This window comes from Paludibacterium yongneupense DSM 18731, from assembly GCF_000422925.1.
Taxonomy (GTDB): Bacteria; Pseudomonadota; Gammaproteobacteria; order Burkholderiales; family Chromobacteriaceae; genus Paludibacterium; species Paludibacterium yongneupense.
Genome location: NZ_KE383958.1, coordinates 165477 through 188978 on the forward strand (window position 1 = coordinate 165477; position 23502 = coordinate 188978).

Annotated in this window: 26 protein-coding genes and 4 tRNA genes; 18 read left to right on the forward strand and 12 right to left on the reverse strand. The window is 62.0% G+C overall.

All coding sequences use genetic code 11. From position 1 onward, the window contains the following. Positions 1–188 precede the first annotated feature (188 nt). The 3 genes from topA to dprA form a co-directional block, all read right to left on the reverse strand. A complete protein-coding gene (gene topA, locus G520_RS0117465) occupies positions 189–2477 on the reverse strand; it encodes a type I DNA topoisomerase (protein WP_028536783.1) in 2289 nt (762 codons plus the stop codon). Positions 2478–2627: 150 nt separating this feature from the next. Continuing rightward, positions 2628–3086: a Smg family protein gene (locus G520_RS0117470; protein WP_028536784.1), complete on the reverse strand. Its 459-nt coding sequence runs from the start codon at positions 3084–3086 to the stop codon at positions 2628–2630. Between the two features lie 41 nt (positions 3087–3127). Further along, complete coding sequence (gene dprA / locus G520_RS0117475; RefSeq protein WP_028536785.1) at positions 3128–4192, reverse strand: DNA-processing protein DprA; 1065 nt, start codon at positions 4190–4192, stop codon at positions 3128–3130. A 174-nt stretch (positions 4193–4366) separates the two neighbouring features. On the opposite strand from dprA, the gene def reads away from it, so the two are divergent. From def to G520_RS0117515, 8 genes are all read left to right on the forward strand, one after another. Beyond that, the gene (gene def / locus G520_RS0117480) at positions 4367–4870 is read left to right on the forward strand and encodes a peptide deformylase (RefSeq protein ID WP_028536786.1); all 504 of its coding nucleotides are present in this window, start codon (positions 4367–4369) and stop codon (positions 4868–4870) included. Between the two features lie 26 nt (positions 4871–4896). Then, positions 4897–5817 (forward strand): methionyl-tRNA formyltransferase, encoded by a 921-nt coding sequence (fmt, locus tag G520_RS0117485; protein WP_028536787.1) that lies wholly within the window; start codon positions 4897–4899, stop codon positions 5815–5817. A gap of 41 nt (positions 5818–5858) precedes the next feature. Beyond that, positions 5859–6716 carry a zinc metalloprotease HtpX gene (gene htpX / locus G520_RS0117490; protein ID WP_028536788.1) on the forward strand — a complete coding sequence of 286 codons (858 nt, stop codon included), beginning with the start codon at positions 5859–5861 and terminating at the stop codon, positions 6714–6716. Between the two features lie 115 nt (positions 6717–6831). Next, a complete protein-coding gene (gene rsmB / locus G520_RS0117495; RefSeq protein ID WP_028536789.1) occupies positions 6832–8073 on the forward strand; it encodes a 16S rRNA (cytosine(967)-C(5))-methyltransferase RsmB in 1242 nt (413 codons plus the stop codon). After that, positions 8060–8626 carry a DUF4390 domain-containing protein gene (locus G520_RS0117500; protein WP_246542694.1) on the forward strand — a complete coding sequence of 189 codons (567 nt, stop codon included), beginning with the start codon at positions 8060–8062 and terminating at the stop codon, positions 8624–8626. Before rsmB ends, G520_RS0117500 begins: the two co-directional genes overlap by 14 nt. Further along, positions 8626–10734, forward strand: a complete 2109-nt coding sequence (locus G520_RS0117505) for a sensor histidine kinase (RefSeq protein WP_028536791.1) — start codon at positions 8626–8628, stop codon at positions 10732–10734. The genes G520_RS0117500 and G520_RS0117505 overlap by 1 nt, the downstream gene beginning before the upstream one ends. Further along, positions 10734–12002, forward strand: a complete 1269-nt coding sequence (locus tag G520_RS0117510) for a sigma-54-dependent transcriptional regulator (protein ID WP_028536792.1) — start codon at positions 10734–10736, stop codon at positions 12000–12002. The genes G520_RS0117505 and G520_RS0117510 overlap by 1 nt, the downstream gene beginning before the upstream one ends. A 4-nt stretch (positions 12003–12006) precedes the next feature. After that, the gene (locus G520_RS0117515) at positions 12007–12771 is read left to right on the forward strand and encodes a HesA/MoeB/ThiF family protein (RefSeq protein WP_028536793.1); all 765 of its coding nucleotides are present in this window, start codon (positions 12007–12009) and stop codon (positions 12769–12771) included. Here G520_RS0117515 and G520_RS0117520 read toward each other — a convergent pair. The 6 genes from G520_RS0117520 to G520_RS0117545 form a co-directional block, all read right to left on the reverse strand. Then, positions 12761–13252 carry a TlpA family protein disulfide reductase gene (locus G520_RS0117520; RefSeq protein WP_028536794.1) on the reverse strand — a complete coding sequence of 164 codons (492 nt, stop codon included), beginning with the start codon at positions 13250–13252 and terminating at the stop codon, positions 12761–12763. The two genes, G520_RS0117515 and G520_RS0117520, sit on opposite strands and share 11 nt — an antisense overlap. Further along, positions 13253–13678, reverse strand: coding sequence for an acyl-CoA thioesterase (locus G520_RS0117525; protein ID WP_028536795.1), 426 nt, complete (start codon positions 13676–13678; stop codon positions 13253–13255). It lies immediately after the preceding gene. 58 nt (positions 13679–13736) lie between these two features. Next, positions 13737–14114 carry a hypothetical protein gene (locus G520_RS0117530; protein WP_028536796.1) on the reverse strand — a complete coding sequence of 126 codons (378 nt, stop codon included), beginning with the start codon at positions 14112–14114 and terminating at the stop codon, positions 13737–13739. 27 nt (positions 14115–14141) lie between these two features. Then, positions 14142–14954 carry a cell envelope integrity protein TolA gene (gene tolA / locus G520_RS0117535; RefSeq protein ID WP_028536797.1) on the reverse strand — a complete coding sequence of 271 codons (813 nt, stop codon included), beginning with the start codon at positions 14952–14954 and terminating at the stop codon, positions 14142–14144. A gap of 68 nt (positions 14955–15022) precedes the next feature. Continuing rightward, the gene (locus G520_RS0117540) at positions 15023–15487 is read right to left on the reverse strand and encodes a Dps family protein (RefSeq protein WP_036666490.1); all 465 of its coding nucleotides are present in this window, start codon (positions 15485–15487) and stop codon (positions 15023–15025) included. A gap of 107 nt (positions 15488–15594) precedes the next feature. Beyond that, positions 15595–15999 carry an FxsA family protein gene (locus G520_RS0117545; RefSeq protein WP_028536799.1) on the reverse strand — a complete coding sequence of 135 codons (405 nt, stop codon included), beginning with the start codon at positions 15997–15999 and terminating at the stop codon, positions 15595–15597. A gap of 13 nt (positions 16000–16012) precedes the next feature. Here G520_RS0117545 and cutA point away from each other — a divergent pair, with 13 nt between their 5' ends. From cutA to G520_RS23345, 7 genes are all read left to right on the forward strand, one after another. Beyond that, entirely contained in the window at positions 16013–16351 is a 339-nt protein-coding gene (cutA, locus tag G520_RS23340) for a divalent-cation tolerance protein CutA (RefSeq protein WP_246542693.1), read from the forward strand. Positions 16352–16464: 113 nt separating this feature from the next. Next, positions 16465–16540: transfer RNA gene (locus G520_RS0117555), tRNA-Lys, on the forward strand. 24 nt (positions 16541–16564) lie between these two features. Then, a tRNA-Lys gene (locus tag G520_RS0117560) sits at positions 16565–16640 on the forward strand. 26 nt (positions 16641–16666) lie between these two features. After that, positions 16667–16742 (forward strand) — tRNA-Lys (locus G520_RS0117565). Positions 16743–16751: 9 nt separating this feature from the next. Further along, positions 16752–16827 (forward strand) — tRNA-Lys (locus tag G520_RS0117570). 172 nt (positions 16828–16999) lie between these two features. Further along, positions 17000–17878, forward strand: coding sequence for a Kdo hydroxylase KdoO (kdoO, locus tag G520_RS0117575; protein ID WP_036666492.1), 879 nt, complete (start codon positions 17000–17002; stop codon positions 17876–17878). A gap of 96 nt (positions 17879–17974) precedes the next feature. Further along, positions 17975–18304 carry a hypothetical protein gene (locus G520_RS23345; RefSeq protein WP_051229500.1) on the forward strand — a complete coding sequence of 110 codons (330 nt, stop codon included), beginning with the start codon at positions 17975–17977 and terminating at the stop codon, positions 18302–18304. A gap of 4 nt (positions 18305–18308) precedes the next feature. Here G520_RS23345 and pyrE read toward each other — a convergent pair whose 3' ends face one another. Beyond that, positions 18309–18953, reverse strand: coding sequence for an orotate phosphoribosyltransferase (pyrE, locus tag G520_RS0117585; protein ID WP_028536801.1), 645 nt, complete (start codon positions 18951–18953; stop codon positions 18309–18311). 74 nt (positions 18954–19027) lie between these two features. On the opposite strand from pyrE, the gene G520_RS0117590 reads away from it, so the two are divergent. Both G520_RS0117590 and G520_RS0117595 read left to right on the forward strand, forming a co-directional pair. Then, positions 19028–19804: an exodeoxyribonuclease III gene (locus G520_RS0117590; RefSeq protein ID WP_028536802.1), complete on the forward strand. Its 777-nt coding sequence runs from the start codon at positions 19028–19030 to the stop codon at positions 19802–19804. Then, on the forward strand, positions 19801–20361 hold the full coding sequence (locus G520_RS0117595; protein WP_028536803.1) for an RBBP9/YdeN family alpha/beta hydrolase: 561 nt from the start codon (positions 19801–19803) through the stop codon (positions 20359–20361). The genes G520_RS0117590 and G520_RS0117595 overlap by 4 nt, the downstream gene beginning before the upstream one ends. Here G520_RS0117595 and G520_RS0117600 read toward each other — a convergent pair. Both G520_RS0117600 and G520_RS0117605 read right to left on the reverse strand, forming a co-directional pair. Then, the gene (locus tag G520_RS0117600; protein ID WP_246542692.1) at positions 20358–21197 is read right to left on the reverse strand and encodes a sulfurtransferase; all 840 of its coding nucleotides are present in this window, start codon (positions 21195–21197) and stop codon (positions 20358–20360) included. The two genes, G520_RS0117595 and G520_RS0117600, sit on opposite strands and share 4 nt — an antisense overlap. A gap of 206 nt (positions 21198–21403) precedes the next feature. Beyond that, complete coding sequence (locus G520_RS0117605) at positions 21404–21817, reverse strand: HIT family protein (protein WP_028536805.1); 414 nt, start codon at positions 21815–21817, stop codon at positions 21404–21406. Between the two features lie 90 nt (positions 21818–21907). Here G520_RS0117605 and paeA point away from each other — a divergent pair, with 90 nt between their 5' ends. Further along, positions 21908–23212, forward strand: a complete 1305-nt coding sequence (paeA, locus tag G520_RS0117610; RefSeq protein WP_028536806.1) for a polyamine export protein PaeA — start codon at positions 21908–21910, stop codon at positions 23210–23212. Positions 23213–23502 lie beyond the last annotated feature (290 nt).

The window sequence follows — 23502 nt, forward strand, 5'->3', positions numbered from 1 at the left end:
GGGCGGGCGGAACACGGGAGACACAATGCAAACGCCGTGCCATGCCGGCACGTCATCCAAGCAGCGAGTATATTCTTGCCGGTCCGGACTTGCAGAATGAAATCAATGATTTATTGATGACAGCGACGTGAAGGCGCGCCCGGCCGGGCGCAGCGGACGGACGCCGGCCGGCATCCGTCCGCCGGGTTTCACTCCGCCTTGGCTTCGGGCGGGGTCACGACTTCGCTATAGCCGCATTCCTTCTGCGGGCAGACTTTTTCGGTGCCACGGCGCTTGGTGGTTTTCAGCGTCAGAATCGGCCAGCCGCATTGCGGGCACGGTTCGGCGATCGGCGGATTCCACGTCGCATACTTGCACTTCGGATAGGTGTTGCAGCTGTAGAACAGCTTGCCGTAGCGGCTCTTGCGCTCTATCAGCGAGCCGGCCTTGCACTCCGGACACTCGACACCGGTATCGCGCGGTTTTTCCAGCGGTTCTATGTGCTTGCACTTGGGATAGTTCGCGCAGCCGATGAATTTGCCGTAGGGCCCTTTCTTGATCACCAGTGCGCCGCCGTCCTGCGGGCACACGCGGCCTTCGATCACTTCCGGTTCTTCCGGCTCCGCCGCCGATTCGGCGGTTTCGTTCATATTGCGCGTGTAGTCGCATTCCGGATAGGCGGAGCACCCGACGAAACGGCCGCGCTTGCCGAAGCGTATCATCAAGGGCTTGCTGCACTTGGGACAGGCTTCATCCAAACTCTCGGTGGTGACTTCTGCCCGTGAAATGCTCTCTTTTTCGGTGACCTGCTTGGAAAAGCCTTTCCAGAAGGCATCCATGACCGGGACCCACTCACGCTGGCCACTGGCGATCTCGTCGAGCTGGTCTTCCAGCTTGGCCGTGAAGTTGTAGTCGACGTACTGACTGAAATGCTCGGTCAGGAATTTGTTGACGATGTCGCCGGTGTCGGTCGGCATGAAACGCTTCTTGTCGAGCGTGACATACTCGCGGTCCTTCAGCGTGAAGATGATGCTCGCGTAGGTCGACGGGCGACCGATGCCGAACTCTTCCAGCGCCTTGACCAGGCTCGCTTCCGAAAACCGCGGCGGCGGCTGGGTGAAATGCTGCTCGCCGGACAGTTTGTCGACCGGCAAGGTTTCGCCTTCTTCCAGCAGCGGCAACTTGGCATTGTCTTCATCTTCGGCGTCGTCGACGTCTTCCTCGTAGATCGCAAGGAAGCCGGCGAACACCTGGACCTGACCGCTCGCGCGGAATACGGCGTCGCCGACGGTGATGTCGACGCCGGTGGTGTCGAAGCGGGCCGGCGACATCTGGCAGGACAGGGTCCGCTTCCAGATCATGTCGTAGAGCTTGAACTGGTCGGCTGTCAGGAAGGGCTTGACCGATTCCGGTGTGCGCAGGATGGAGGTCGGGCGGATCGCCTCGTGCGCCTCTTGCGCATTCTTGGATTTATTCTTGTAGGTGACCGGGTTTTTCGGCAGAAAATCGGGTTCGAACTGGGCGGTGATGTAATCGCGGATCTCGGTGACGGCTTCTGCCGCCAGCACAACGGCATCGGTACGCATGTAGGTGATCAAACCGACCGTACCCTGGCCGATATCGACCCCTTCGTACAGTTGCTGTGCCGTGCGCATGGTGCGGTCGGTGGTCATGCCGAGCTTGCGCACGCCTTCCTGTTGCAGCGTCGAGGTGGTGAACGGTGCGGCCGGATTGCGCGATTTCTTTTTCTTCTCGATGGGGCCGACCGTTGCCGGGCAACCCTCGATGCGGGCCAGGATTTCACTGTGGCGCGCGGTATCGGGAATATCGAACTGGTCGAGTTTCTTGCCTTCGAACTGGCTGAGCTTGGCGCGGAATTTCTGGCGGCCCTTGTGGCTGTCGAGGTGGACGCTCCAGTATTCCTGTTCCACGAAGGCACGGATTTCGTTCTCGCGCTCGCAGATCAGCCGCAAGGCCGGGCTTTGCACCCGGCCGGCCGACAGGCCGCGACGAATTTTCTTCCACAGCAGCGGCGACAGATTGAAGCCGACCAGATAGTCGAGCGCACGGCGAGCCTGCTGCGCATCGACCAGCGGCTGCAACACTTCGCGCGGATTCGCGATCGCTTCCAGCACCGCGTTCTTGGTGATTTCATGGAAGACCACGCGTTGCGTGGTCTTGCCCTTCAGCAGTTTCTTGCTGGTCAGAATCTGAACCAGGTGCCAGGAAATGGCTTCGCCTTCGCGGTCCGGGTCAGTCGCCAGGTAGACGTTGTCGACTTCGGCCACCGCCTTGAGAATCGCATCCACATGCTTGGCGTTCTTCGGGATCAACTGATACTTCATGGCGAAATTCTTGTCCGGATCGACGGCCCCGTTCTTGGGCACCAGATCGCGGACATGGCCGTAGGACGCCAGGACTTCGAAGTCCTGACCCAGGTATTTCTTCAGCGTTTTCGCCTTGGACGGCGATTCAACGATCAAGAGGCTTGAGGGCATTTTTATATTCAATCGCAAACCCGGCAGTCCCGGGCTGACACATCCTGTATCCGTCAAATGAAACAAGAGCGCAAGGTGGCGCTCATGGCGAAGGTGCGTCAGACAGTCAAAAAGACCGCGATACTATGCGGCGCGCTGTCGCTTGACAAGCTATTGCATGGTCGGCTCGCCGTGTACGGCGTCGAGTAATTCCTCGCCCAGCAGAATGGGCAGCTCGGCCTTCTGGACCCACAACACCATCAGTGCGACCAGTTTTGCCGACGCGACGGTGATTTCGTCCGCGGGCAGGGCCAGCAGGCGGTCGATCACCATTTCACGCTGCGCCGGCGACAGGGCGGCGTTATCTTCCAGAAACTGCAACAGGCCGCGCACTTCGATGGACATGCGCTCCTGCTCCAAATCGTTGTATAGACGCATGCCAGACGATTCGTTGATGGCAACGAACAGGCCATCTGACATATTGCACAGACTCTCGAGCCAATCCAGCGCGTCCTGGATTTCGTCGTCATCGAAGCCGGCGGCGGTCAGTTCGCGCATCAGTGCGCCGCGGTCGTCGCATGACTCCGGATCGCGGTATTGTTCAAATAGAAAAGCGAGAACGTCAAACATGAGGCTCACATCACATGGGCTTGAAACGCCTGGATCCCTTGTCAGAACAGGCGCTGGAAACGACCGCCCGGCAGGCTTGCCACCCGGCCTTCCAGTTCAAGCCCGAGAAGCATCTCGTAAAGCTTGGGCGCCGTCAACCCGAGCTTGGGCGCCAACTGGTCGGCGCTGACCGGGTCGAAGCCCATGGCGGCGAGCAGGGGGGGCGTTTCGACGGCCGATTCGCTGGCGGCCGGGAAGCCGGCCTGGCCGACTTCATCGATAATGTCGTCCAGGCTCTCGACCAGCCGGGCGCCCTCCTTGAGTAAACGGTGGCAGCCGCGAGCCTGGGGGTTGTGGATGGAGCCGGGCAAGGCCATGACTTCGCGCCCGGCCTCCAGCGCGTAGCGCGCGGTGATCAGCGAACCGGACGCGATACCGGCTTCGACGACGAGGCAGGCGCGCCCCAGACCGGCGATAATACGGTTGCGCCGTGGAAAATGTGCGGCCAGCGGCGGGCTGCCCAGGGGGAATTCGGACAGAATCAGCCCTTGTGCGGCGATGCGGTGTGCGAGGTCGCGGTTGGCCGCCGGATAGACCCGGTCGATGCCGGTGCCGACCACGGCCACGGTCGACGCCTGGCTGCCGAGGGCGCCCTCGTGGGCCGCGCTGTCTATTCCGTGGGCGAGACCGCTGACCACGGTGTAGCCGCTGGCGGCGAGGCCGGCGGCGAAGTCGCGGGCCGTGGACCGGCCTTGTGGCGTCGGGTGGCGGCTGCCGACCACGGCCAGCATGGGCGAGGCCAGAAGTTCGCAGCGGCCTCGGGCGAACAATAGCGGCGGAGCCCCTGGCGCCTCGGCCAGCGGTGTCGGATACTCTGCGTCCAGAAGGGTCAGCAGACGGCAGCCAGGGCGGGTGGCCCATTCGAGAGCGGCTTCGACTGCCGCGTCTGCGGCGCGCGCGACCAGCGCGTCGATGGCGGCGGGCGGCAGGCGGTTTTCCAGCTCGCGCCGCGGGGCGGCGACGACGGCCTGCGCCGATCCGAAAAACCGGATCAGGTCGAGAAACAGGCGCGGCCCGACGCCGGGGGCGAGCGCGAGGCGCAGCCAGTCGGGATCGATTTGCTTCATCGCGCCGTTACGGTTGGCATCGCGGCCGGAGATGGACTACTTTTGCTCATCAGAAATGCCCCCATATTTCAAAACCAGGCTCGCACACCCGACCGGCCGCATACCCCCGCGGCGCGAGTACGGCTATTATCGGTGTGCTGGAGCGATTACGACAACTTGGAGCGACCCATAACCATGGCACTCTTGAATATTCTGCATTACCCGGACGAACGTCTGCATACGGTGGCCAAAGCGGTCGCCGTTGTCGACGACCGCGTGCGGCAACTGATCGACGATATGGTGGAGACCATGTATGCGGCAAACGGCATCGGACTCGCTGCGACGCAGGTGAATGTACACGAGCGCGTGATCGTCATCGACCTGAGCGAGGAAAAAAACCAGCCGATGTCCTTCATCAATCCCGAGATCCTCGAGAAAAACGGCGAGCGGGTATACGAAGAGGGTTGCCTGTCGGTGCCGGGGATCTACGACAAAGTCATGCGCGCCGATAGGGTGCGCGTGCGCGCGCTCGACCGGGACGGCAAGAGTTTCGAGCTCGAGACCGGTGGCTTGCTGGCGATCTGTCTGCAGCATGAAACCGACCATCTGGAAGGCAAGGTGTTCGTCGAATACCTGTCTCAGCTCAAGCAGAATCGCATCCGTACCAAGATGAAAAAGCGTGAACACAGCACGATGTGAGTGCGGCAACCGATAGCAGGCAGGCCATGAAACTGATTTTTGCAGGAACCCCGGACTTCGCGGCGGGTGCGCTGGCGGCACTGATCGCCGCCGGACACGATATCGCGCTGGTGCTGACCCAACCCGACCGGCCGGCCGGCCGCGGCATGAAGCTGCGGCCAAGCCCGGTCAAGGCGCTGGCGCTCGAGCACGGCTTGCGCGTCGAGCAGCCGCTGACGCTGAAGAGCGAAGAGGCCCTGGCCATGCTCGCCGCCATCGATGCCGAACTGATGGTGGTTGCCGCCTATGGCCTGATCCTGCCGCGGGCGGTGCTGGATCTCCCCGCGCGCGGCTGTCTCAACATCCATGCCTCGCTGCTGCCGCGCTGGCGCGGCGCGGCGCCTATCCAGCGCGCACTGCTGGCCGGCGATGCCGTCACCGGCATCACCATCATGCAAATGGACACCGGGCTCGATACCGGCGCCATGCTGTCCACGCACCCGGTCGCGATCGAGGCTGCCGATACTGCGCTCACCTTGCACGACAAGCTTGCCCGCGTCGGCGCCGATGCCATCGTTTCTACGCTGGCAGCCCTGCCCGGGCTGAGACCGCAGCCGCAGCCGGAGGACGGCGTCACTTACGCCGCCAAGCTCACGCGCGAGGAAAGCCGGATAGACTGGACCCGCGCGGCGGCCGACATCGAGCGCGCGGTGCGCGCCTATAACCCGGCGCCGGGCGCGCATACCCTGCTCGACGGAAGCGTGTTCAAGCTGTGGGGCGCGCGTGCCGTCGATGGACGCGCCGAACCGGGGCAACTGGTCGTGGATGGCGAAGGACGCTGCTGCGTGGGAACCGGGCGCGGCCTGCTCGAGTTGACCGAAGTCCAGGCCGCGGGCTCCCGGCGGCTCCCGGCCGCCGATTTCATGCGCGGACGCGCGGAACTGGCGGGAACCCTGCTCGGCGTCTGACGCTCCAAGACGCATCCTCCTTATCTGCAGAAGAGAAAGTCATGAACCTGAACGGACTCAAGACCGCAATGCTGATGGCGGCGATTGTCGCGCTGTTTGGCGTGATCGGCGCCGCGCTCGGCGGACGCGGCGGCATGCTGCTGGCCCTGCTGTTCGGTGGCGGACTGAATGTTTTCGCGTGGTGGAACTCCGACAAAATGGTGTTGCGCATGTACAACGCGCAAGAGGTGGATGCCGCGAGCGCGCCCGAGTTCTACAGCCTGGTGGCGGAACTCGCGGGGCGCGCAGGTCTGCCCATGCCCCGTGTCTTCGTGATCCACGAAGAGCAACCGAATGCCTTTGCCACCGGACGCGATCCCGAGCATGCGGCGGTGGCGGCGACCACGGGCATTCTGCGCATGCTGGAGTACCGCGAGTTGCGCGGTGTGATGGCGCATGAACTCGCCCATGTCCGACATCGCGACACCCTGATTTCGACCGTATCGGCGACGATGGCAGGGGCGATTTCGGCGCTGGCCAATTTCGCCATGTTCTTTGGAGGGCGCGATGAATACGGCCGCCCGAGCAACCCTTTCGCCGGGATTCTGGTCGCCATTCTGGCTCCGGTCGCGGCCAGCTTGATCCAGATGGCGATTTCGCGCGCGCGCGAATTCGAGGCCGACCGCGGCGGTGCCGAAATCAGCGGCGACCCGCTGGCGCTGGCCAGCGCCTTGCGCAAGATCGAATACTACGCACAAGGGCTCCCGCTGCCGACGGCCGAGGCGCATCCGGAGACCGCACAGATGATGATTATCAATCCACTCGCTGGCGGCAGCTCGCTCGGAGACCTGTTTCGTACCCATCCCCATACGGAACAGCGCATCGAACGGCTGAATGAGATAGCGCGCCAGCGTTTCTAGCCGTATCATCCGTGCATTCCGCATCCGCAAGCGTTAACGCAGCCGGATGCCAGCAGGTCATCAGGCCACAGCCAGGCTGGCTGTGGCCGGTTTTTTGGAACAGGTTGTCCGTCATATGCATCAGATACAGGAACTCGCTGCTGGGGTTTTGGAGCAGATCGAGGCCGGTCGTACCCTGACCGAGGCGCTGGCCGCCGGCGGACAGAATCTGGCGCCGCGCGATCGCGCGGCGCTGCAGGATCTCGGCTATGGCGTGCTGCGCCATCGCGCCGAATTGCATCTCATGTTGCGTTCGCTCGTGCCGAAACCGTTGCCGGAAGCCCGGCTTGAGCGGGTGCTGCTGGTTGCGCTCTACCAGATTTTCTATACCCGCGCCGCAGAGTACGCGATCGTGAACGAGGCGGTGATTCTGGCCGCTTCGGTTGCGCACGGGCGCTTCAAGGGCCTGGTCAATGGCGCCCTGCGCAATGCCTTGCGGCGCAGGGAAACGTTGCCTGAAGTTGCCCTGGTCAGCGAAGAGGGGCGGTTCAACCACCCGCAATGGTGGATAGATGCGCTCAAGCGCCATTATCCGGATGCCTGGCAATCGATTCTCGAAGCCTCCAACGCGCATCCTCCGATGACGCTGCGCGTCAACCGCCGCAAGGGCACGGACGAGGCCTATCGCGAACGCCTCGCTGCAGAAGGGATAGAAACCCGCTCCCCCGGCCCCGGCGCATTGACCTTGCTGCGGCCCGTGAATGTGCGCGAGTTGCCCGATTTTGCCGCCGGTGCCGTTTCGGTTCAGGACTGGGGCGCCCAGCAGGCGGCCATGTGGCTGGATCTGGCGGCGGGGCAACGCGTGCTCGACGCGTGCGCCGCACCCGGCGGGAAAAGCGGCCATATGCTTGAGCTGGCCGATATCGACTTGACTGCGCTGGATGCCGATGCCGGCCGCCTGCGCCGCGTGGATGACAATCTGCGCCGTCTGGGCCTGAAGGCGCGCCTGCTGACCGGCGATGCCGGCGATGTCGACAGTTGGTGGGATGGCAAGCCCTATGACCGCATTCTGGCCGACGTGCCATGCAGTGCCAGCGGCGTGGTCTGCCGTCATCCCGATATCAAGTGGTTGCGCCGCCCGACCGATTTTGCCGGGCTGGCCCGCCAGCAGAGGCGGATTATCGATGCCTTGTGGTCGGTGCTCGCGTCCGGCGGAAAAATGCTATACGCTACCTGCTCCATTTTCCCGGAAGAGAATGCCCAGCAGCTGGCCGGCTTCCTGGAGCGTTGCCGCGATGCGCGATGTCTGAAACAGGAACAATTACTGCCAACCGAGCGCCATGACGGCTTCTATTACGCGCTGCTTGAGAAAATTTAGCCTTCTGTGGCTATTGATCTGTGCGGTTCCTCCCGCATGGGCCGATACCATTGCCGCCCGCCGCGCCGAGGTCGAACTCGTCGACGGGCAGCTGGCCGTCAGTACGCGCTTCAACGTGAGGCTGACGACGGGGCTCAACGAAGCCCTGCAGCAAGGGCTGCCGCTGACCTTCCGCCTTGATTTCGAGCTGACCCGGCCGCGCATGACGGCTTATTACCTGAATTTCCGCGGCTGGTTTTCGCCGCATGCCAGCCTTGCCTTCAGGCTGTCCTACCAGCCGTTGACCAATCGCTATCGGGTCAGCATCGGCTCGCTGTCCAATTATTACCAGACATTGCCGGACGCCTTGCGTGCGATTGGCTCGATTCAGGGTTGGCGCGTGCTCGACCCCGGTTCTCTCAACGGCGAGTCCAGCGACAAAATTGCAGGGCTGGTCCGGCTGGAACTCGATGTCGGCGAATTGCCGAAGCCCTATCAACTCAATGCGCTTGGTTCGCCCGACTGGTCGCTGTCGTCCAACTGGATCACCCTGGAAGTAAAGGGAGGCAGCTGATGCGCTTCGGGGTGATCGCCGTCGCCAGTATTGGCGCCATCCTGCTCTATTTGCTGGCGATCGCGACCGGCAACGCCTCCAAGCTGGAGGAATACTATTGGTGGGTGTTCGGTCTCAACAGCTTGCTGCTGGCGGCCCTGGCCGGCGTGGTCGGCCGGCAGTTGCTTCGCCTGAGGCAGCGGGTCAAGAGCCGCGTGTTCGGCGCAAAGCTCACGCAGCGCCTGGTGATGATGTTTGCCGTGGTCGCGTTGGTGCCGGGTGTGCTGGTATTTACCGTATCGGCCCAGTTTCTGACCAATAGCATCGAGAGCTGGTTCGATGTCAGGGTGGAGGCGGCGCTGGACCGGGGGTTGGAACTGGGGCGCAATGCGCTCGGTTTCGTGCTCGAAGACGTCAGCCGCAAGGGGCGCGTCGTCCTGGAGGGTGTCGAAGGTCTGCCCGATCCGCAATTGCCGGCGAGTCTGGAGAAGGCGCGGGTGCAGATGGGCTTGCGCGAAGTGGCCGTATTCACCCGTGCAGGGGTGCTGGTGGCGTCGGCGAGCGGCCAGGCCAACCGTGCCCCCCTCGCGCCGTCCCGCGATACCCTGCGTACCCTGAAGCCCCGGCAATCGGTAGAAAGCATCGAGAACGACAATCAGAGCGGACTTTCGCTCAAGGTGGCGCTCGGGTATGGGACGGCGGGCGGCGATGGCCGGGTATTGCAGCTGATTCAGTCCGCCCCGGACAGCATTTCGCAGGACGCCGATCTGATCGAGAGCGCGCGTGCGGATTACCGCACGCTGCTGTTCAACCGGCACGGCCTAAAGACCTTTTACATGTTGACGCTCGCGCTGGCCTTCCTGCTGGCGCTGACGTCGGCACTCGCCTTCGCCCTGTTCATGTCCGAGAGGCTGTCTGCCCCGCTGTCGGAGTTGGCGGCGGGTACGCGCGCGGTCGCGCAGGGCGATTTTTCGCGCCGCCACCCGGTTTACCGGCGCGACGAACTCGGCATACTGACCTCCATGTTCAACCGCATGACGCAACAGCTCGACGATGCGCGGCATCTGGCAGACGAATCCCGGCATCAGCTGGAGGCCGGCAAGCTTTATCTGGAGAGTATTCTTGCCAACCTGTCGGCCGGCGTCATCGCGTTCAATGCCGACTGGCAGTTGCGTGCCGCCAATATCAGCGCATCGCGCATTCTCGGGCTCGATCTGGCGCTCGTTGCCGAGACGTCCTTCGGCCACTGGTCGGACACCTTGCCGGCCTTGCGTGAACTGGAAGAGAAGGTGCTCTCGCTGGCTTCGGACGATACCCGTCCCGAGTGGCAGTCGCAGCTGGAATACTCTACGGGACAGGGCGCGCGCTCCCTGCTGGTGCGCGGTGCCCGATTGTCCGAGAATTCCGGCCAGGGTTTCGTTCTGGTGTTCGATGACATTACCGAACTCGCGCGCGCGCAGCGCGACGCGGCGTGGGGCGAGGTGGCGAAACGGCTTGCCCACGAGATCCGCAATCCGCTGACGCCGATCCAGCTGTCGGCGGAAAGGCTGGCGATGAAACTCGCCGACCGGCTCGGCGGCAGCGATGCCGAAATGCTGAAACGCTCTACCGATACCATCATCAACCAGGTTGCCGCGCTCAAGGGCATGGTGGATGCATTCCGCGATTATGCCCGCTCGCCGCGGACCAAGCTCGAACGGCTGGACGTCAATGCCATGCTGCGCGAGGTGATGGCCTTGTACGAATCGAATCCGGCCGTGAAGGTCAATCTTTACCCGGGACCCATGATGATCATGGGCGATGCCGCCTTGCTGCGACAGGTTTTCCACAATCTGCTGCAGAACTCGCAAGACGCAGTCCTTGACGTTGGCATCCCGATGATTCAAATTAGCAGCCGATTAGAAGGAAGAAGCGCGGTTGTCTGCGTGGAGGACAACGGTGCGGGTTTTGCGCCCGACATTCTCCCCCGGGCTTTCGAGCCCTATGTGACCAACAAGTCCAAAGGCACTGGCCTCGGGCTTGCCGTGGTAAAGAAGATCATCGAAGAACACCACGGGCAGATTGTTCTGGGGAACGGCGAGCAGCACGGCGCGCGCATTCTTCTCACTATGCCCTTGCTGGAGGCCTAATGCGTAGCAGTGACATTTTGATCGTTGACGATGAAATCGGCATTCGCGAACTGCTGTCCGAGATCCTGCAGGACGAGGGTTACACGGTGGCCCTGGCGGAAAATGCGGAAGTCGCAAGGCAGCTGAGAAACCAGACCCGCCCCTCTCTGGTGCTGCTGGACATCTGGATGCCGGATTGCGATGGCGTCACTCTGCTCAAGGAGTGGGCGAAATCGGGCCAGTTGAACATGCCGGTGGTAATGATGTCGGGGCATGCCAGTATCGATACCGCGGTTGAAGCCACCCGCATCGGGGCCTTCGATTTCCTCGAAAAGCCGATTGCACTGCAGAAGCTGCTGGGTACGGTGCAGCGCGCGCTCAAGTATGGCGACATGCAGGCCAATACCTCGCTCAATCTGGACAAGCTCGGCAAGAGCGAACCGATCCAGGAGCTCAAGCGCCAGCTGGAGCGGGTCTCTAAGGTCAAATCGCCGGTGCTGCTGACCGGCGAATCGGGCTCCGGGTTCGAACTGGTTGCTCGCTTCTTCCATCAGGGCAATACGCCGTGGGTGACGCCGGCCAAGCCAGAACAATTGGCGGACGCCCCTCTGGAGCTGCTGCAGAAAGCCAATAACGGCGTGCTGTTTCTGCCTGAGATCGGGCAGTACAACCGACGCATCCAGCAGGGCTTGTTGTTCCTGCTCTCAAAACTCGACCGTTTCAATGTGCGCCTGCTCTGCTCGTGCAGCAGGCCGTTGCAGGAGCTGTTGATCGACCCCGAGTGCGACAACCGTCTGCTGACCTCGCTGTCGAGCGTGATCGTGCCGATTCCGCCGTTGCGCGAACACGCTGAAGACATCATCTTCATTGCCGAGCAGATCCTGACCGAGTTCGTGGAGTCCAAGCAGGTTCCGACGCGCAAGCTGACGACGGCGGCGCTCAATGCCCTGCGCCAATACGACTGGCCAGGCAACCTCGAACAATTGCGCAGCATCATCAAGAGCCTGGCACTGACTTCGGATTCGGACGACCTGGATGCGCCCGAGGTCAACAAGGTGCTGGCCCAGTTCCGGCACGAAAAGCCGTCGGAAGAGACGGGGTTCGATTTCAACATGCCGCTGCGCGAACTGCGCGAGCAGCTGGAGCGTCGCTACTTCGAATATCATATTTCGCTGGAAAACGGCAATATGAGCCGGGTTGCGCAGAAAGTCGGGCTCGAACGCACCCACCTCTATCGCAAGCTCAAGCAGCTGGGCATCAAGTTTTCCCGCCGCACCGTCGAAGAGTGAGCCGATGAGCGAGCTGGATGACAAGGCGTTATTGCGCTACAGCCGTCATATCCTGCTGCCGCAGATCGATATCGCCGGGCAGGAGAAGCTGCTGGCTGCGCGTGCGCTCATCGTCGGTGCCGGCGGCCTCGGCTCCCCGGTCGCGCTTTACCTGGCCAGTGCCGGCGTCGGCCGTATCACCCTGGCCGATGACGATACGGTCGAACTCGGAAATCTGCAGCGGCAGATTGCACACGATATGGCGAGCCTGGGCGTGAACAAGGCGCGCTCGGCGGCGGCGCGCATGCATGCGATGAATCCGGGTGTCGAGATCGTGGCGCTGGAAGTGCGTCTGGGCGGGGAGGCGTTGCACAAGGAGGTCGCCAGCCACGATGTGGTCATCGATTGTTCTGATAATTTCGGAACGCGGCAGGCGATCAATCGCGCCGCCGTTGCCGCGCGCGTGCCGTTGGTATCGGGAGCCGCAGTCGCCTTCGCCGGGCAGTTGGCGGTATTCGATGCCCGCGATGCGCAGTCTCCCTGCTACCATTGCCTGTATCCGGATGAGGGCGCGGTGGGCGATGGCCCCTGTGCGACCTTCGGTGTCCTGTCGCCGCTGGTCGGCGTTGTCGGCAGCCTGCAGGCGGTCGAGGCGATCAAGCTGCTTTGCGGCCAGCCTGCCAGTGTCGGGCGCCTGACACTGTACGATGCGCATGACGGCCTGTTCCGTCATCTCAAGCTCGCGCGCGACCCTGCTTGCGCGGTCTGCGGCACCGGCGTCAGCTCTTGAGTCCGCCTTCGATCAGCTGCCGTATCTCGGCGAAATTCATCACCCCTACGTAGCGTTTCACGATATTGCCCTCGCGGTCGAGCAGGAAGGTGCTCGGCGTCAGCTGGATATCGCCGAAAGCCTTGGCGATGCGTCCGTCTCCGTCGAATGTCACGCTAAAGGGCAAGTGGTTTCTACTGGAGTATTCCCGGACATAGGAGGGCGTGTCGTAATTCATGGCGACCGCCACGATGGCGAAACCATGCGCCGCATAGCGCTGGTACATCGCCTTCATCTGCGACATCTCCTCGATGCAACCGGAACAACTGGTCGCCCAGAAGTTGACCAGTACCACCTTGCCCTTGAGTGCGGCCAGCGATTCGGGTTTGCCTTGCAGCGTGGTGTACGCCACTTGCGGCGCAGCATTGCGCGCGAAACCCAGGGTGTAGATCAGTACGCCGCCGACTGCCAGCAGCGCCAGTACGGCAAACCATTTCTTCATTTACGCGTTCTCGTCGCTATCGTTACGGTGCAAGGTTTCCAGCAGCGTCAACAGCTCGCCTTCGAGACGTACCGCCTTGTTCAGTTTGGCATCGTAGATGACGAAGCTGACGTCGGCTTCGGCCACCAGCACCCCGTCGCGCGCCTGACGCACCGTTTGATGCATGACCGCGCTGCGCTTGCTAAGCGATTTGACCGTGGTCTCGAGCACCAGTTCGTCGCCCATGGTTGCCGCCGAGCGGTAGTCGATATTGATGTTGACGACGATCAGGGCCAGCCCGGAGTTCAGAAACCAGGCCAGATCGGCGCGGTCCTCGAAATAAGCCCAGCGCGCTTCTTCCAGAAACTCGAGATAACGCGCGTTGTTGACATGAGCATACAGGTCCAGGTGGTAGCCCCGGACCTTGATGCGGGTGGTGTGGCGCATGCGCATCCCCCGCCGGCGCCGCTGCAGGCGGCGTCGGCCACAATTGATCGGCGCTGTGTCAGTCTTCTTCGCGATACAGATCGAGCGGGAGAAACGCCTCGCGCTGCAGAGGTTCGTCTACCAGATCGGTCAGTACCGTGTGGATTTCGACATCGAACCACTCTGTGAATTGTTCCGGACTCAATTCTTCGGGCCACAGGCCGTCGTCTTCGCACCAGTCGGCCAGTTCGGCCTGGAACAGGACACGGTAGTGCTGCAGCACGAATTCTTCCGCCGCGGCGTAATCGTCGCTGGCGGGTATCAGGAGGGCATTGCAGTCGCGGCGCAGGTCTTCCAGCGTGAGCTCTGCGTCCAGGTCGCCCGGGAGGGACTTGAGCCATTCTTGAAAGGCCGCGCGCGGGCGGATCACGGCGATACTGCGATTGACTTCGTACATGCGATTTTCCTATTTTTACGTTATGAGTTAGCGGGTGGCCAGGTTGTCGTCAACGCCGAAAACCAGGGTCCGCGTGATCGTCATGCTATTGTGCTGAGCCGCGATTCGTGGCGGCAGAGGCGCGAATTTCTTGGCCAGGCGGATGATATGGATCGCCGCCTCGTCCAGGACCGGGTACTGCGATTTTTTGAGCAGTGTAACCCTGCCGAGCGAACCGTCCGCGTAGATTTCGATTTTCAGCCGCGGCCCGCCGCTGATGCCCTGTCGCTTGACCGCATCGGGAAAATACTGGTGGCCGATCTGCTCGATCCGTTGTTGCCACGCATCGACATAAAGTTGCCAGTCTACACCCAGATCGCCGTCGAGCTGCGTTTCGTCGTGTTGAGCGGTGACCGTGGCCGCCTTCTGTTGTTCGATCTGCGCCACCTGCGCGAGCAGGGACTGCGTATCGATCCGGCCGCTTGCTTCCGCTCGCGCGGCGCGGACGACGGGGGCCCGCGGGGAGGGCGGGGAGGGCGGCGGCGGCACGAGCGCAGCCGGCGCGATGCGCGCTTGAACCTTGCGCGTCATGCGCAAGGCGTGGTGGACGGTGGGCGGCGGCGGCACGGTTGCCGCGGCGCGTGGCACTGGCGGCTCGATTGTCCGGGTGGAGGGCTGCGCCGACGGCGGCGGCGCAGTCAAGCTGACTGTCAGCGGCGTCTGGATCGACGGCAGGGGACGGACCCAGGACAGTCCGCCGGAGGCGAGCAGCACCAGATGCAGTAACAGCGATGCCCCCAGCGTGACGGCTAGCGTCGGCCAGGGAGAGCGCAAAGGTCTGTCGGCAATGGTGTGGCGCATGAGCGGGTTCCGTGTCTGGCGCGAGTGTAGCATGTTGCGGCCCGCTCATGCCCGACCGTGGAGCGGGCTTACTTTTCCAGCAGACTGCGCAGCATCCATGCCGTTTTTTCGTGCACTTGCAAGCGCTGGGTCAGCAAGTCGGCGCTCGGCTCGTCGGCGGCGCGGTCCACGTCCGGGAACAGGCTGCGCGCGGTGCGACACAGCGTCTCGTGGCCTTCGACCAGCTGGCGGATCATGTCTTCCGCACGCGGCACGCCGGACGCTTCTTCGATCGAGGTCAGCCGCGCGAATTCGGCGTAGCTTCCCGGCGCAGGGTGCCCAAGCGCACGGATGCGTTCGGCGATCAGGTCCACTGCCAGCGACAGTTCGGTGTATTGCTGCTCGAACATCAGGTGCAGCGTCTGGAACATCGGCCCGGTCACGTTCCAGTGGAAGTTATGGGTTTTCAGATACAAGGTGTAGCTGTCCGCCAGCAGGCGGGACAGGCCCTGGACGATTTGACGCCGATCCTGTTCGTTGATTCCGATGTCCATCATCATTCTCCTTGCGCAAGCCGCTGACGGCCCCATGTTGAAAGCGGAACACGCGAACGATGGCGTTCCGGTCTATCCGGCTATCATGGAACAAATCCGGCGCCGGCTCAACGCACGCGATCGTGATCGTCGTTTACGTGGTGGTATTCGCCTTCGATCACGTCGTTGTCCTGCACGGGGCGTGCCCGCCGTTGCGGGCCCTTGAGCGGCAGCAGCAAGGCGATCGCCGCGATTTCACTCAATACGCCGGGGATGATGAACAGAATTCCGGACAGGGTGTACCGCAGCGGCCACAAGAGCGAGTAAACCGATATCGCTTCGCCCTGGCGCATGATGCTGCCCAGGGTCAGCAGCGCCGCCAGCTTCTGGTTGCGCAGCATCCAGCAGCCGAACAGGGCGCTCGCACAGACGTACAGCAGGACGGCCAGCGCGCCGAAATGCCCGGCGAGCGTGACCAGCGCGGCAATCTCGAGAAAAGGGTAGAGCAGTACGATCAGTAAAAATTTACGCATGGAATCGTTCGCTATGAAATGTTTGCTTGTTTTCTGCAACGCGCCTGATGCCGTCGTAGCGCACGAGTTGGCGTCGCTGCTCGTCGAACGCAGGCTCGCCGCCTGCGTCAATATTCTGGCGCCCTGCCGTTCGGTGTACCGCTGGCAAGGCAAGGTCGAAACCGCAGAGGAAATCCCCTTGCTGATCAAGACCACGCAAGCCGCCTATCCTGCGCTGCAAGCGCTGTTGTGCGAGAGGCACCCTTACGAGCTGCCGGAAATCGTCGCCTGCGATCTCGGGCCGGGGCTTCCCGCCTACCTGAAATGGGTCGCGTCGGCTGTGGTTTCAAGTCCCGGCGACAAAGAGACTTGATGGCTCCTTTCGTTTCTGTGGCGCTTGCGCGCGAATATACGGTGTTTTCAGGCGCGAATTTTAAAAAATATTGACTTTTGCAATCTTTCTATTTTATAGTTGCTGTCTCTCATGGGTCGTTAGCTCAGCTGGTAGAGCAGCGGACTTTTAATCCGTTGGTCACAAGTTCAAATCTTGTACGACCCACCATGAGACCCCGGGAAGACGTGATACGGGTCGTTAGCTCAGCTGGTAGAGCAGCGGACTTTTAATCCGTTGGTCGCAAGTTCAAATCTTGCACGACCCACCAAATCTCGGTAAACTGCACGGCGCGTTGGGTCGTTAGCTCAGTTGGTAGAGCAGCGGACTCTTAATCCGTAGGTCGAGTGTTCGAGCCACTCACGACCCACCATCGCACCTTGGGCTGTTAGCTCAGTTGGTAGAGCAGCGGACTCTTAATCCGTAGGTCGAGTGTTCGAGCCACTCACAGCCCACCAAGAATACCATCAAAAAGCCCGGTCATCGCGACCGGGCTTTTTGTTTGCATCGTCTGGCCGCAGGCACGCGGCTGTCGTGCCTGCGGCCCCGTCGCCAGAACTGTCCCGGGCGGGCAATCCGATTTATCATTTCCGGTATATTCGAGGTTTGCTACCGCAGAAGGGAGTGGGCATGTCGCATGTTATCCCGGTTTCGGGGCGGTGCTGGAACGGCGCCGATGGCGCCGCTGCGGGCGGAGCGTTGCTGGAGGAGCTCGAGGCGGGGAAGGCGCTGTATTTTCCCGAAATGTCCTTCGAGCTTTCTGCCGACGAAGTCCGCTTGCTCGCCCCGCATCACGCCGATCCGGCGCGCAAGAACATCAGTCTCGCCGGCGATGGCAGTACCTTGCACGGCGTGGTCGGCCCGGACGGGGTGGCAATGGGGGTGCGCAGCATGCTCGAGCGCTTCCGGTGCCAGGCCCGGCAGTTGATCGACGGCATCTGCCCTGCCTACGGCAAGGCGTTGCAAGTGGCGCCTGCCAGCCTGCGCCTGCACCGGGTTGAAGGGCGATGCAGCTCCTGGCGCAAGGACGACAGCCGGCTGCATGTGGATGCCTTCCCTTCGCGGCCCCTGGCGGGAAAGCGCATTCTGCGGGTATTTTCGAATATCAATCCGCAGGGCGAGCCCAGGGTCTGGCGGATAGGCGAAGCTTTCCCGCGCGTGGCGCGGCGATTTGCGCCCGCCATCCGCCCGCCGCTGCCGGGGAGCGCCGGCCTGCTGCATCTGCTCGGCGTGACCAAGAGCCGTCGTACGGCCTACGACCATTTCATGCTGGGCTTGCACGATGCGATGAAGGGCGATGCCGACTATCAGCGCGCATGCGAGCAAGAGACCGTCCCGTTCGCTCCGGGCAGTAGCTGGGTTTGCTTCAGCGACCAGACTTCGCATGCCGTGATGAGCGGGCAGTTCATGCTCGAGCAGACTTTCTTCCTGTCGCCGTCGGCCTTGCTGCATCCGGAGCTGTCGCCCTTGTCCATCCTCGAAGCCCTGACCGGCCGGCGCCTGCTGTGAGCACGGGGGGGCGGGTCGTGCAGGCAATCGTTTCACGGCGGGCGGCTTGTCAAGCATAATGCCGCTGCGCTTCGTTTTTATCCAGAGGACCGGTTGATGAAAAAAAATCTGTTTGCCGCGTTTGCCTGCGGGCTGCTGGTGTCGTCGGCCGCATGGGCTGACAGCCCGGATGAGGCCCTGCTGGCAGCCCAGATGGCTTACCAGCAGGGCGATGAGCAATTGTCGCAAAGCATGGAGCGGCTCAAACGCGCGAGCGAGGCCAAGTCGGAGGCCGACAGACGCTTGCTGGATGCGCAGAATGCGGTGACGGCAAGCGCTAACGAGTTGAGTGCGGCGCAGGCCGCCAACGACCGCGCGCGCGAAATCATGCAGAAGCTGGGCGCCGCCCTGGATGACGCATGGAAACGCAAGGACGGCGCGCAGTAGCCGCTTACGCCTCGACGCCGTAGCGGTCGCGATAGGCGCGGACGGCCGGCAGGTGCAAGGCGAGTTCCGGGCTGTGTTCGAGAAAGCCCAGAACATCGCCCAGTGTCGCAATGGCGACCACCGGCAGCCCGTATTGCCGGGCGACTTCCTGCACCGCAGAGAGTTCGCCCTGTCCGCGTTCCATGCGGTCCAGGGCAATGGCCACCGCGGCCGGTTCCGCGCCAGCCTGACGGATCAACTCCACCGATTCGCGCACCGAAGTGCCCGCCGAGATCACATCGTCGACGATCAACACTCTGCCCGCGAGCGGCGCGCCGACCAGCACCCCGCCTTCCCCGTGATCTTTGGCTTCCTTGCGGTTGTACGCATAAGGGACGTTGCGCCCTTTCTCGGCCAGAGCCATCGCGCTTGCGGCTGCAAGAATGATACCTTTGTATGCCGGGCCGAATATCATATCGAACTGGATCGGGGCCGCCATGATCGCTTCAGCGTAGAAACGCGACAAGCGCAAGGTGGATTCGCCGTCGTTGAACAGCCCGGCGTTGAAGAAATAAGGAGATTTCCGTCCCGCCTTGGTGATGAACTCGCCGAAGCGCAAAACCTGCTTATCCAGGGCGAAACGAATAAAATCCTGACGGAAATCACGCATAGTAGACCTCGTTTGCATCGTTAACTGATTGACCGGCATCGCGAAATGTCGGCAAGGATATCATGGAGAGCCACTTGCTTCGAATCGTTTCCGCCAACCTCAACGGAATCCGCTCGGCGGACAAGAAAGGATTTTTCGAATGGCTGGCCACTGCCGGGGTGGATATCTTGTGCGTGCAAGAACTCAAGGCCCAGCGGGATGATCTGTCGCCGAAACAGCGCGCACCGGACGGTTTTCATGCTTTCTTCCATGCGGCCGAGAAGAAAGGCTACAGCGGTGTCGCGCTGTACAGCCGCCGCGAGCCGGACCGCGTGATTGAAGGAATCGGCATCGCCGACATCGACGCCGAAGGGCGTTTTCTGCGCGCGGATTTCGGCAATTTATCCGTGGTGTCACTTTATCTGCCTTCCGGCTCCAGCAGCGAGGAGCGGCAGGAGGTGAAATTTGCATTCATGGCACGCTTCATGCCGCAGCTGGAAGCGATGCTGGCCGAAGGGCGCGATATCGTCGTTTGCGGTGACTGGAATATCGCTCACCGCGAGATCGATCTCAAAAACTGGAAGGGCAACCTCAAAAACTCGGGGTTTCTGCCGCAGGAGCGGGAATGGCTGGATGATCTGTTCGGTCGCGTGGGCTGGGTCGACGTCTGGCGCAAGATCCACCCCGACGCGCCCGGTTATACCTGGTGGAGCAACCGTGGCCAGGCGTATGCCAAGGATGTCGGCTGGCGCATCGACTACCAGATTGCAAGTCCGTCGCTGGCGGCGCGGGCCGTGCACGCGGCCGTGTACAAGGATCAGAAATTTTCCGACCATGCTCCCCTTATCGTCGACTACGAGGTGACGCCGTGACCGCGTTGGTGATTGTTCCCGGATGGCTGGATTCCGGTCCCACCCATTGGCAGACCCTGTGGGAAAAAAGTTACCCGGGCAGCCTGCGCGTCGAACAGGATGACTGGGAACATCCGGTCTGTTCCGATTGGGTTGCACGTCTGAACCAGACACTGGGGGAGGTCGAAGCCGGGGAGGATGTGGTCATCGTCGCGCACAGCCTCGGCTGCGCCACCACCGCACACTGGGCCGCGCATGCGAGTCTGCTTGAGCAGAAGCGCGTCAGGGGCGCACTGCTGGTGGCGCCGCCCGATCTGGATGATCCGCGCTTCTCGGTGGTTCCTGCCCGCGGATTCTCGCCCCTGCCCGACTGGAATCTACCCTTCCCGGTCACCGTGGTTGCCAGCGCCGACGATCCGTACTGCATGCCCGAGCGGGCCCGTGCGATGGCATCGGCCTGGGGCGCCCGCTTTGTCGCACTGGGCGCCGCCGGTCACATCAACGCGGATAGCGGCCTCGGGCAATGGGAATTCGGATCGCGCCTGTTGCAGCGTCTTATTCTGGACGGATCGCGCTAGGCTACCGGCCGCGACGGGTCGCTGCACCACTCGCTCCACGAGCCGGGATAAAGCCGGCTGCCGCCGAGCCCCGCGTATTCCATGGCCAGCAGATTGACGCAGGCGGTGACGCCGGAGCCGCATTGGTGGACCACCTGTCCGGCGGCGATGCCGTCGCCGAGCGTGGCACGCCATTCCGCTTGCAGCTGTGCGGCGGGCTTGAAGCGCCCGTCGGTATCGAGGTTGTCGAGAAAGCAGCGATTCAAGGCGCCGGGGATGTGCCCGGCCACCGGGTCCAGCGTCTCGCCAATGCCGCGAAAGCGTTCGGCCGAGCGTGCATCGACGAGGACGAAATCGCGGTTGTCGATATTCTCGCGCACCTGCTCGGCATCGACGGTTCCGGCCAGCGAACTTTGCAGGATGAAGCGGCGCGAGCGGCGATCGGGCGCCGCCGTGGTCATGCTGCCGCCTGCCGCCACCCAGGCCGGCAGCCCCCCGTCGAGCACCGCCACGGCGCGGTGCCCCATCCAGCGCAGCAACCACCATGCGCGCGCGGCATACTGACCGGATGCATCGTCGTAGGCGATGACCTGGGTGCCGGGACCGATTCCCAGACCGCCCAAATCGACGGCGAGTCGCTGCGCGTCGGGCAGGGGGTGGCGTCCGTTGTCGCCGGTCTTGACGCCGGAGAGGTGGTAGTCGAGGTTCAGGTAGTGGGCTCCGGGCAAATGGCCCAGATGCCATGCCGCCATTCCGTAGTCTGGATCGTCCATGCGGAAGCGGCAATCGAGCAGAACCAGAGAATCGGACGGCAGGGTTTGCAGGGCGGAAACGTTTATCACGCAGGTATGGATCATCGGCTTTCCTTGTCATCGCGGGGCGCGACCCTCTGCGTAGCCTACACAAGGGAGGGTGCGGGGGGCAAGGCGACGGCGGCGCTTGGCCTTCGGTTCGATGCGAAATGCATTTCAGCTGCCGTGCCGCTTCCGATGCCGGCAACTAAGCGGCGGTCCCGGGCCGGAGCCGCGCCGCCGGGCTGTTCATCGTCGAGGGAATAACCCGATCAGTCGTTGTCCGCCTCGTCCGCGAGTGCGGCTCGCAGGCGCGAGACGAGATCGGGCGGTTCGTGCGGCGCGGGCTCACGCCGGGGCGCAGCCCAGATCGGGCTCGGGAAATGGCTGTCGTCGCGAAAACGCGGGATGACATGCCAATGCAGATGTGGAACCATATTGCCGAGACTGGCCAGATTGATTTTATCGGGCTGCATGACCCGGCGGATCGCGCGTTCGACTTTTACGACCCAGGCCAGCAGGTAATTGCGATCGGCGCTTGCAAGATCGCTCAATTCGGCGACGTGGGCTTTCCATATGACGCGGCAAAAGCCGGGATAGCCGGCTTCGTCGACGGCCAGGACGATCAATTTTTCGTCCTGATGCAGGACGATGCCGTGGGGCAGGGTACACAGTTCGCAGGTCATTACTGTTTCTTTAACGAATTAAAGGTATCCTGTATAGATTGTAACAACGTTCGGCTATTGTCCATGCCTTAGCCGGGCCAGGAAGGTTTTGTGAGTTTGACTAGTCATGTGCTGCTGATCCTGTTGTTGATCGCTTGCGGCGGGTTTTTTTCCATTTCGGAAATTTCTCTTGCAGCATCGCGCAAGATCAAGCTGCGGCAGCTGGCCGAAGACGGCGATATCCGCGCCCAGCAGGTTCTGCTGGTGCAGGAGAAGCCGGGCAAGTTCATTACCGTCGTTCAGATCGGCCTCAATGGTATCGCCATACTCGGCGGTATTCTCGGCGAATCGGCGCTATCGCCCTATTTCGCGCAATTGCTCGGTGCCGTCTACCAGGGGCCGCTGCTCGATACCATCAGTTTTCTGTTGTCTTTTGTCCTCGTGACCTCCGCCTTCGTGCTGCTGGCCGATCTGATGCCCAAACGCATCGGGATGATCGCGCCGGAGCGCATCGCCGTATCGGTCGTCGGCAGCATGCTGCTGTTCATGACCTTGCTCAGCCCCGTCGTCTGGTTTTTCAACGGTTCCGCGAATGCCTTGTTCCGCTTGCTGCGGCTACCCTTGTCGCGTAGCGACGAAATCACATCCGACGATATTGTCGCCATGATGGATGCCGGTGCCGAAGCCGGGGTGCTGCAGAAACAGGAACACCATCTGATCGAGAATGTTTTCGAGCTGGAAAGCCGCACCGTTCCATCGTCGATGACGAACCGCGAGAACATCGTCTATTTCACCTTGCAGGAAAGCGATAGCAGCATCAAGGGCAAGATCGCCGAATTTCCGCATTCGAAATTTCTTGTCTGCGACAAGACGATAGACAAGGTGATCGGCTATGTGGACTCCAAGGATATTTTGATGCGGCTGTTGAATCAGCAGACCATCGAACTGAAAAAAGAGTTGCCGATCCGCACCGCGATGATCATCCCCGACAGTCTGACGCTGTCCGAATTGCTGGAGCGCTTCAAGGCGTCGCGCGAGGACTTTGCGGTCGTGATGAACGAATATGCCCTGGTCGTCGGCGTCATCACGCTCAATGACGTGATGAGCACGGTCATGGGGGACCTGGTCAGCCAGTATACCGAAGAGCAGATTCTGCGGCGTGACGAGCATTCCTGGCTGATCGAAGGGATCACCCCGCTGGAAGATGTGATGCGGGCGCTCGATATCGATGAATTCCCCGACGACGAGAATTACGAGACGATCGCGGGCTTCATGATGTATATGCTGCGTAAAATTCCTAAGCGGACCGACTTCGTCGAGTTTTCGGGTTACAAGTTCGAGGTGGTCGATATCGATTCCTACAAGGTCGACCAGTTGCTGGTGACCCGGGTCAATCCGCCTCCACCCGAGGCATGACGCTTGTACACGTCGTTACATCCTCTTACATACCACTCACAGACGGCTTGTGCGGCGATGCCTAGGATACTAATCAAACGAGCACCCACACGGGTGCTTGGAATTCGGATCAAATTGATCAATTTGTGTGGAGAAGATTCATGAAAAAGCTTGCTGCTATTCTTTTGACCGCTGCATTTGGGCTGGCTTCGGCTGGCAGCTATGCTGCTGATGCCTCCGCCGCCGCCACGACCCCGGCCGCGCAAAAACATCAGGCCAAGAAGGCTGCCAAGAAGCACGTAGCCAAGAAG

Bases quoted from the DNA above. Each gene is read 5' to 3' on its own strand.
- G520_RS23345 (WP_051229500.1), top strand. From the start codon at position 17,975: ATGAAAAAAAATCTGTTTGCCGCGTTTGCCTGCGGGCTGCTGGTGTCG.
- htpX (WP_028536788.1), top strand. From the start codon at position 5,859: ATGAACCTGAACGGACTCAAGACCGCAATGCTGATGGCGGCGATTGTC.
- G520_RS0117605 (WP_028536805.1), bottom strand. From the start codon at position 21,817: ATGACCTGCGAACTGTGTACCCTGCCCCACGGCATCGTCCTGCATCAG.
- G520_RS0117530 (WP_028536796.1), bottom strand. From the start codon at position 14,114: ATGTACGAAGTCAATCGCAGTATCGCCGTGATCCGCCCGCGCGCGGCC.
- fmt (WP_028536787.1), top strand. From the start codon at position 4,897: ATGAAACTGATTTTTGCAGGAACCCCGGACTTCGCGGCGGGTGCGCTG.
- tolA (WP_028536797.1), bottom strand. From the start codon at position 14,954: ATGCGCCACACCATTGCCGACAGACCTTTGCGCTCTCCCTGGCCGACG.
- dprA (WP_028536785.1), bottom strand. From the start codon at position 4,192: ATGAAGCAAATCGATCCCGACTGGCTGCGCCTCGCGCTCGCCCCCGGC.
- kdoO (WP_036666492.1), top strand. From the start codon at position 17,000: ATGTCGCATGTTATCCCGGTTTCGGGGCGGTGCTGGAACGGCGCCGAT.
- G520_RS0117525 (WP_028536795.1), bottom strand. From the start codon at position 13,678: ATGCGCCACACCACCCGCATCAAGGTCCGGGGCTACCACCTGGACCTG.
- G520_RS0117470 (WP_028536784.1), bottom strand. From the start codon at position 3,086: ATGTTTGACGTTCTCGCTTTTCTATTTGAACAATACCGCGATCCGGAG.
- G520_RS0117515 (WP_028536793.1), top strand. From the start codon at position 12,007: ATGAGCGAGCTGGATGACAAGGCGTTATTGCGCTACAGCCGTCATATC.
- G520_RS0117600 (WP_246542692.1), bottom strand. From the start codon at position 21,197: ATGATCCATACCTGCGTGATAAACGTTTCCGCCCTGCAAACCCTGCCG.
- G520_RS0117510 (WP_028536792.1), top strand. From the start codon at position 10,734: ATGCGTAGCAGTGACATTTTGATCGTTGACGATGAAATCGGCATTCGC.
- G520_RS0117505 (WP_028536791.1), top strand. From the start codon at position 8,626: ATGCGCTTCGGGGTGATCGCCGTCGCCAGTATTGGCGCCATCCTGCTC.
- def (WP_028536786.1), top strand. From the start codon at position 4,367: ATGGCACTCTTGAATATTCTGCATTACCCGGACGAACGTCTGCATACG.
- G520_RS0117520 (WP_028536794.1), bottom strand. From the start codon at position 13,252: ATGAAGAAATGGTTTGCCGTACTGGCGCTGCTGGCAGTCGGCGGCGTA.
- G520_RS0117540 (WP_036666490.1), bottom strand. From the start codon at position 15,487: ATGGACATCGGAATCAACGAACAGGATCGGCGTCAAATCGTCCAGGGC.
- rsmB (WP_028536789.1), top strand. From the start codon at position 6,832: ATGCATCAGATACAGGAACTCGCTGCTGGGGTTTTGGAGCAGATCGAG.
- G520_RS0117545 (WP_028536799.1), bottom strand. From the start codon at position 15,999: ATGCGTAAATTTTTACTGATCGTACTGCTCTACCCTTTTCTCGAGATT.
- pyrE (WP_028536801.1), bottom strand. From the start codon at position 18,953: ATGCGTGATTTCCGTCAGGATTTTATTCGTTTCGCCCTGGATAAGCAG.
- cutA (WP_246542693.1), top strand. From the start codon at position 16,013: ATGAAATGTTTGCTTGTTTTCTGCAACGCGCCTGATGCCGTCGTAGCG.
- topA (WP_028536783.1), bottom strand. From the start codon at position 2,477: ATGCCCTCAAGCCTCTTGATCGTTGAATCGCCGTCCAAGGCGAAAACG.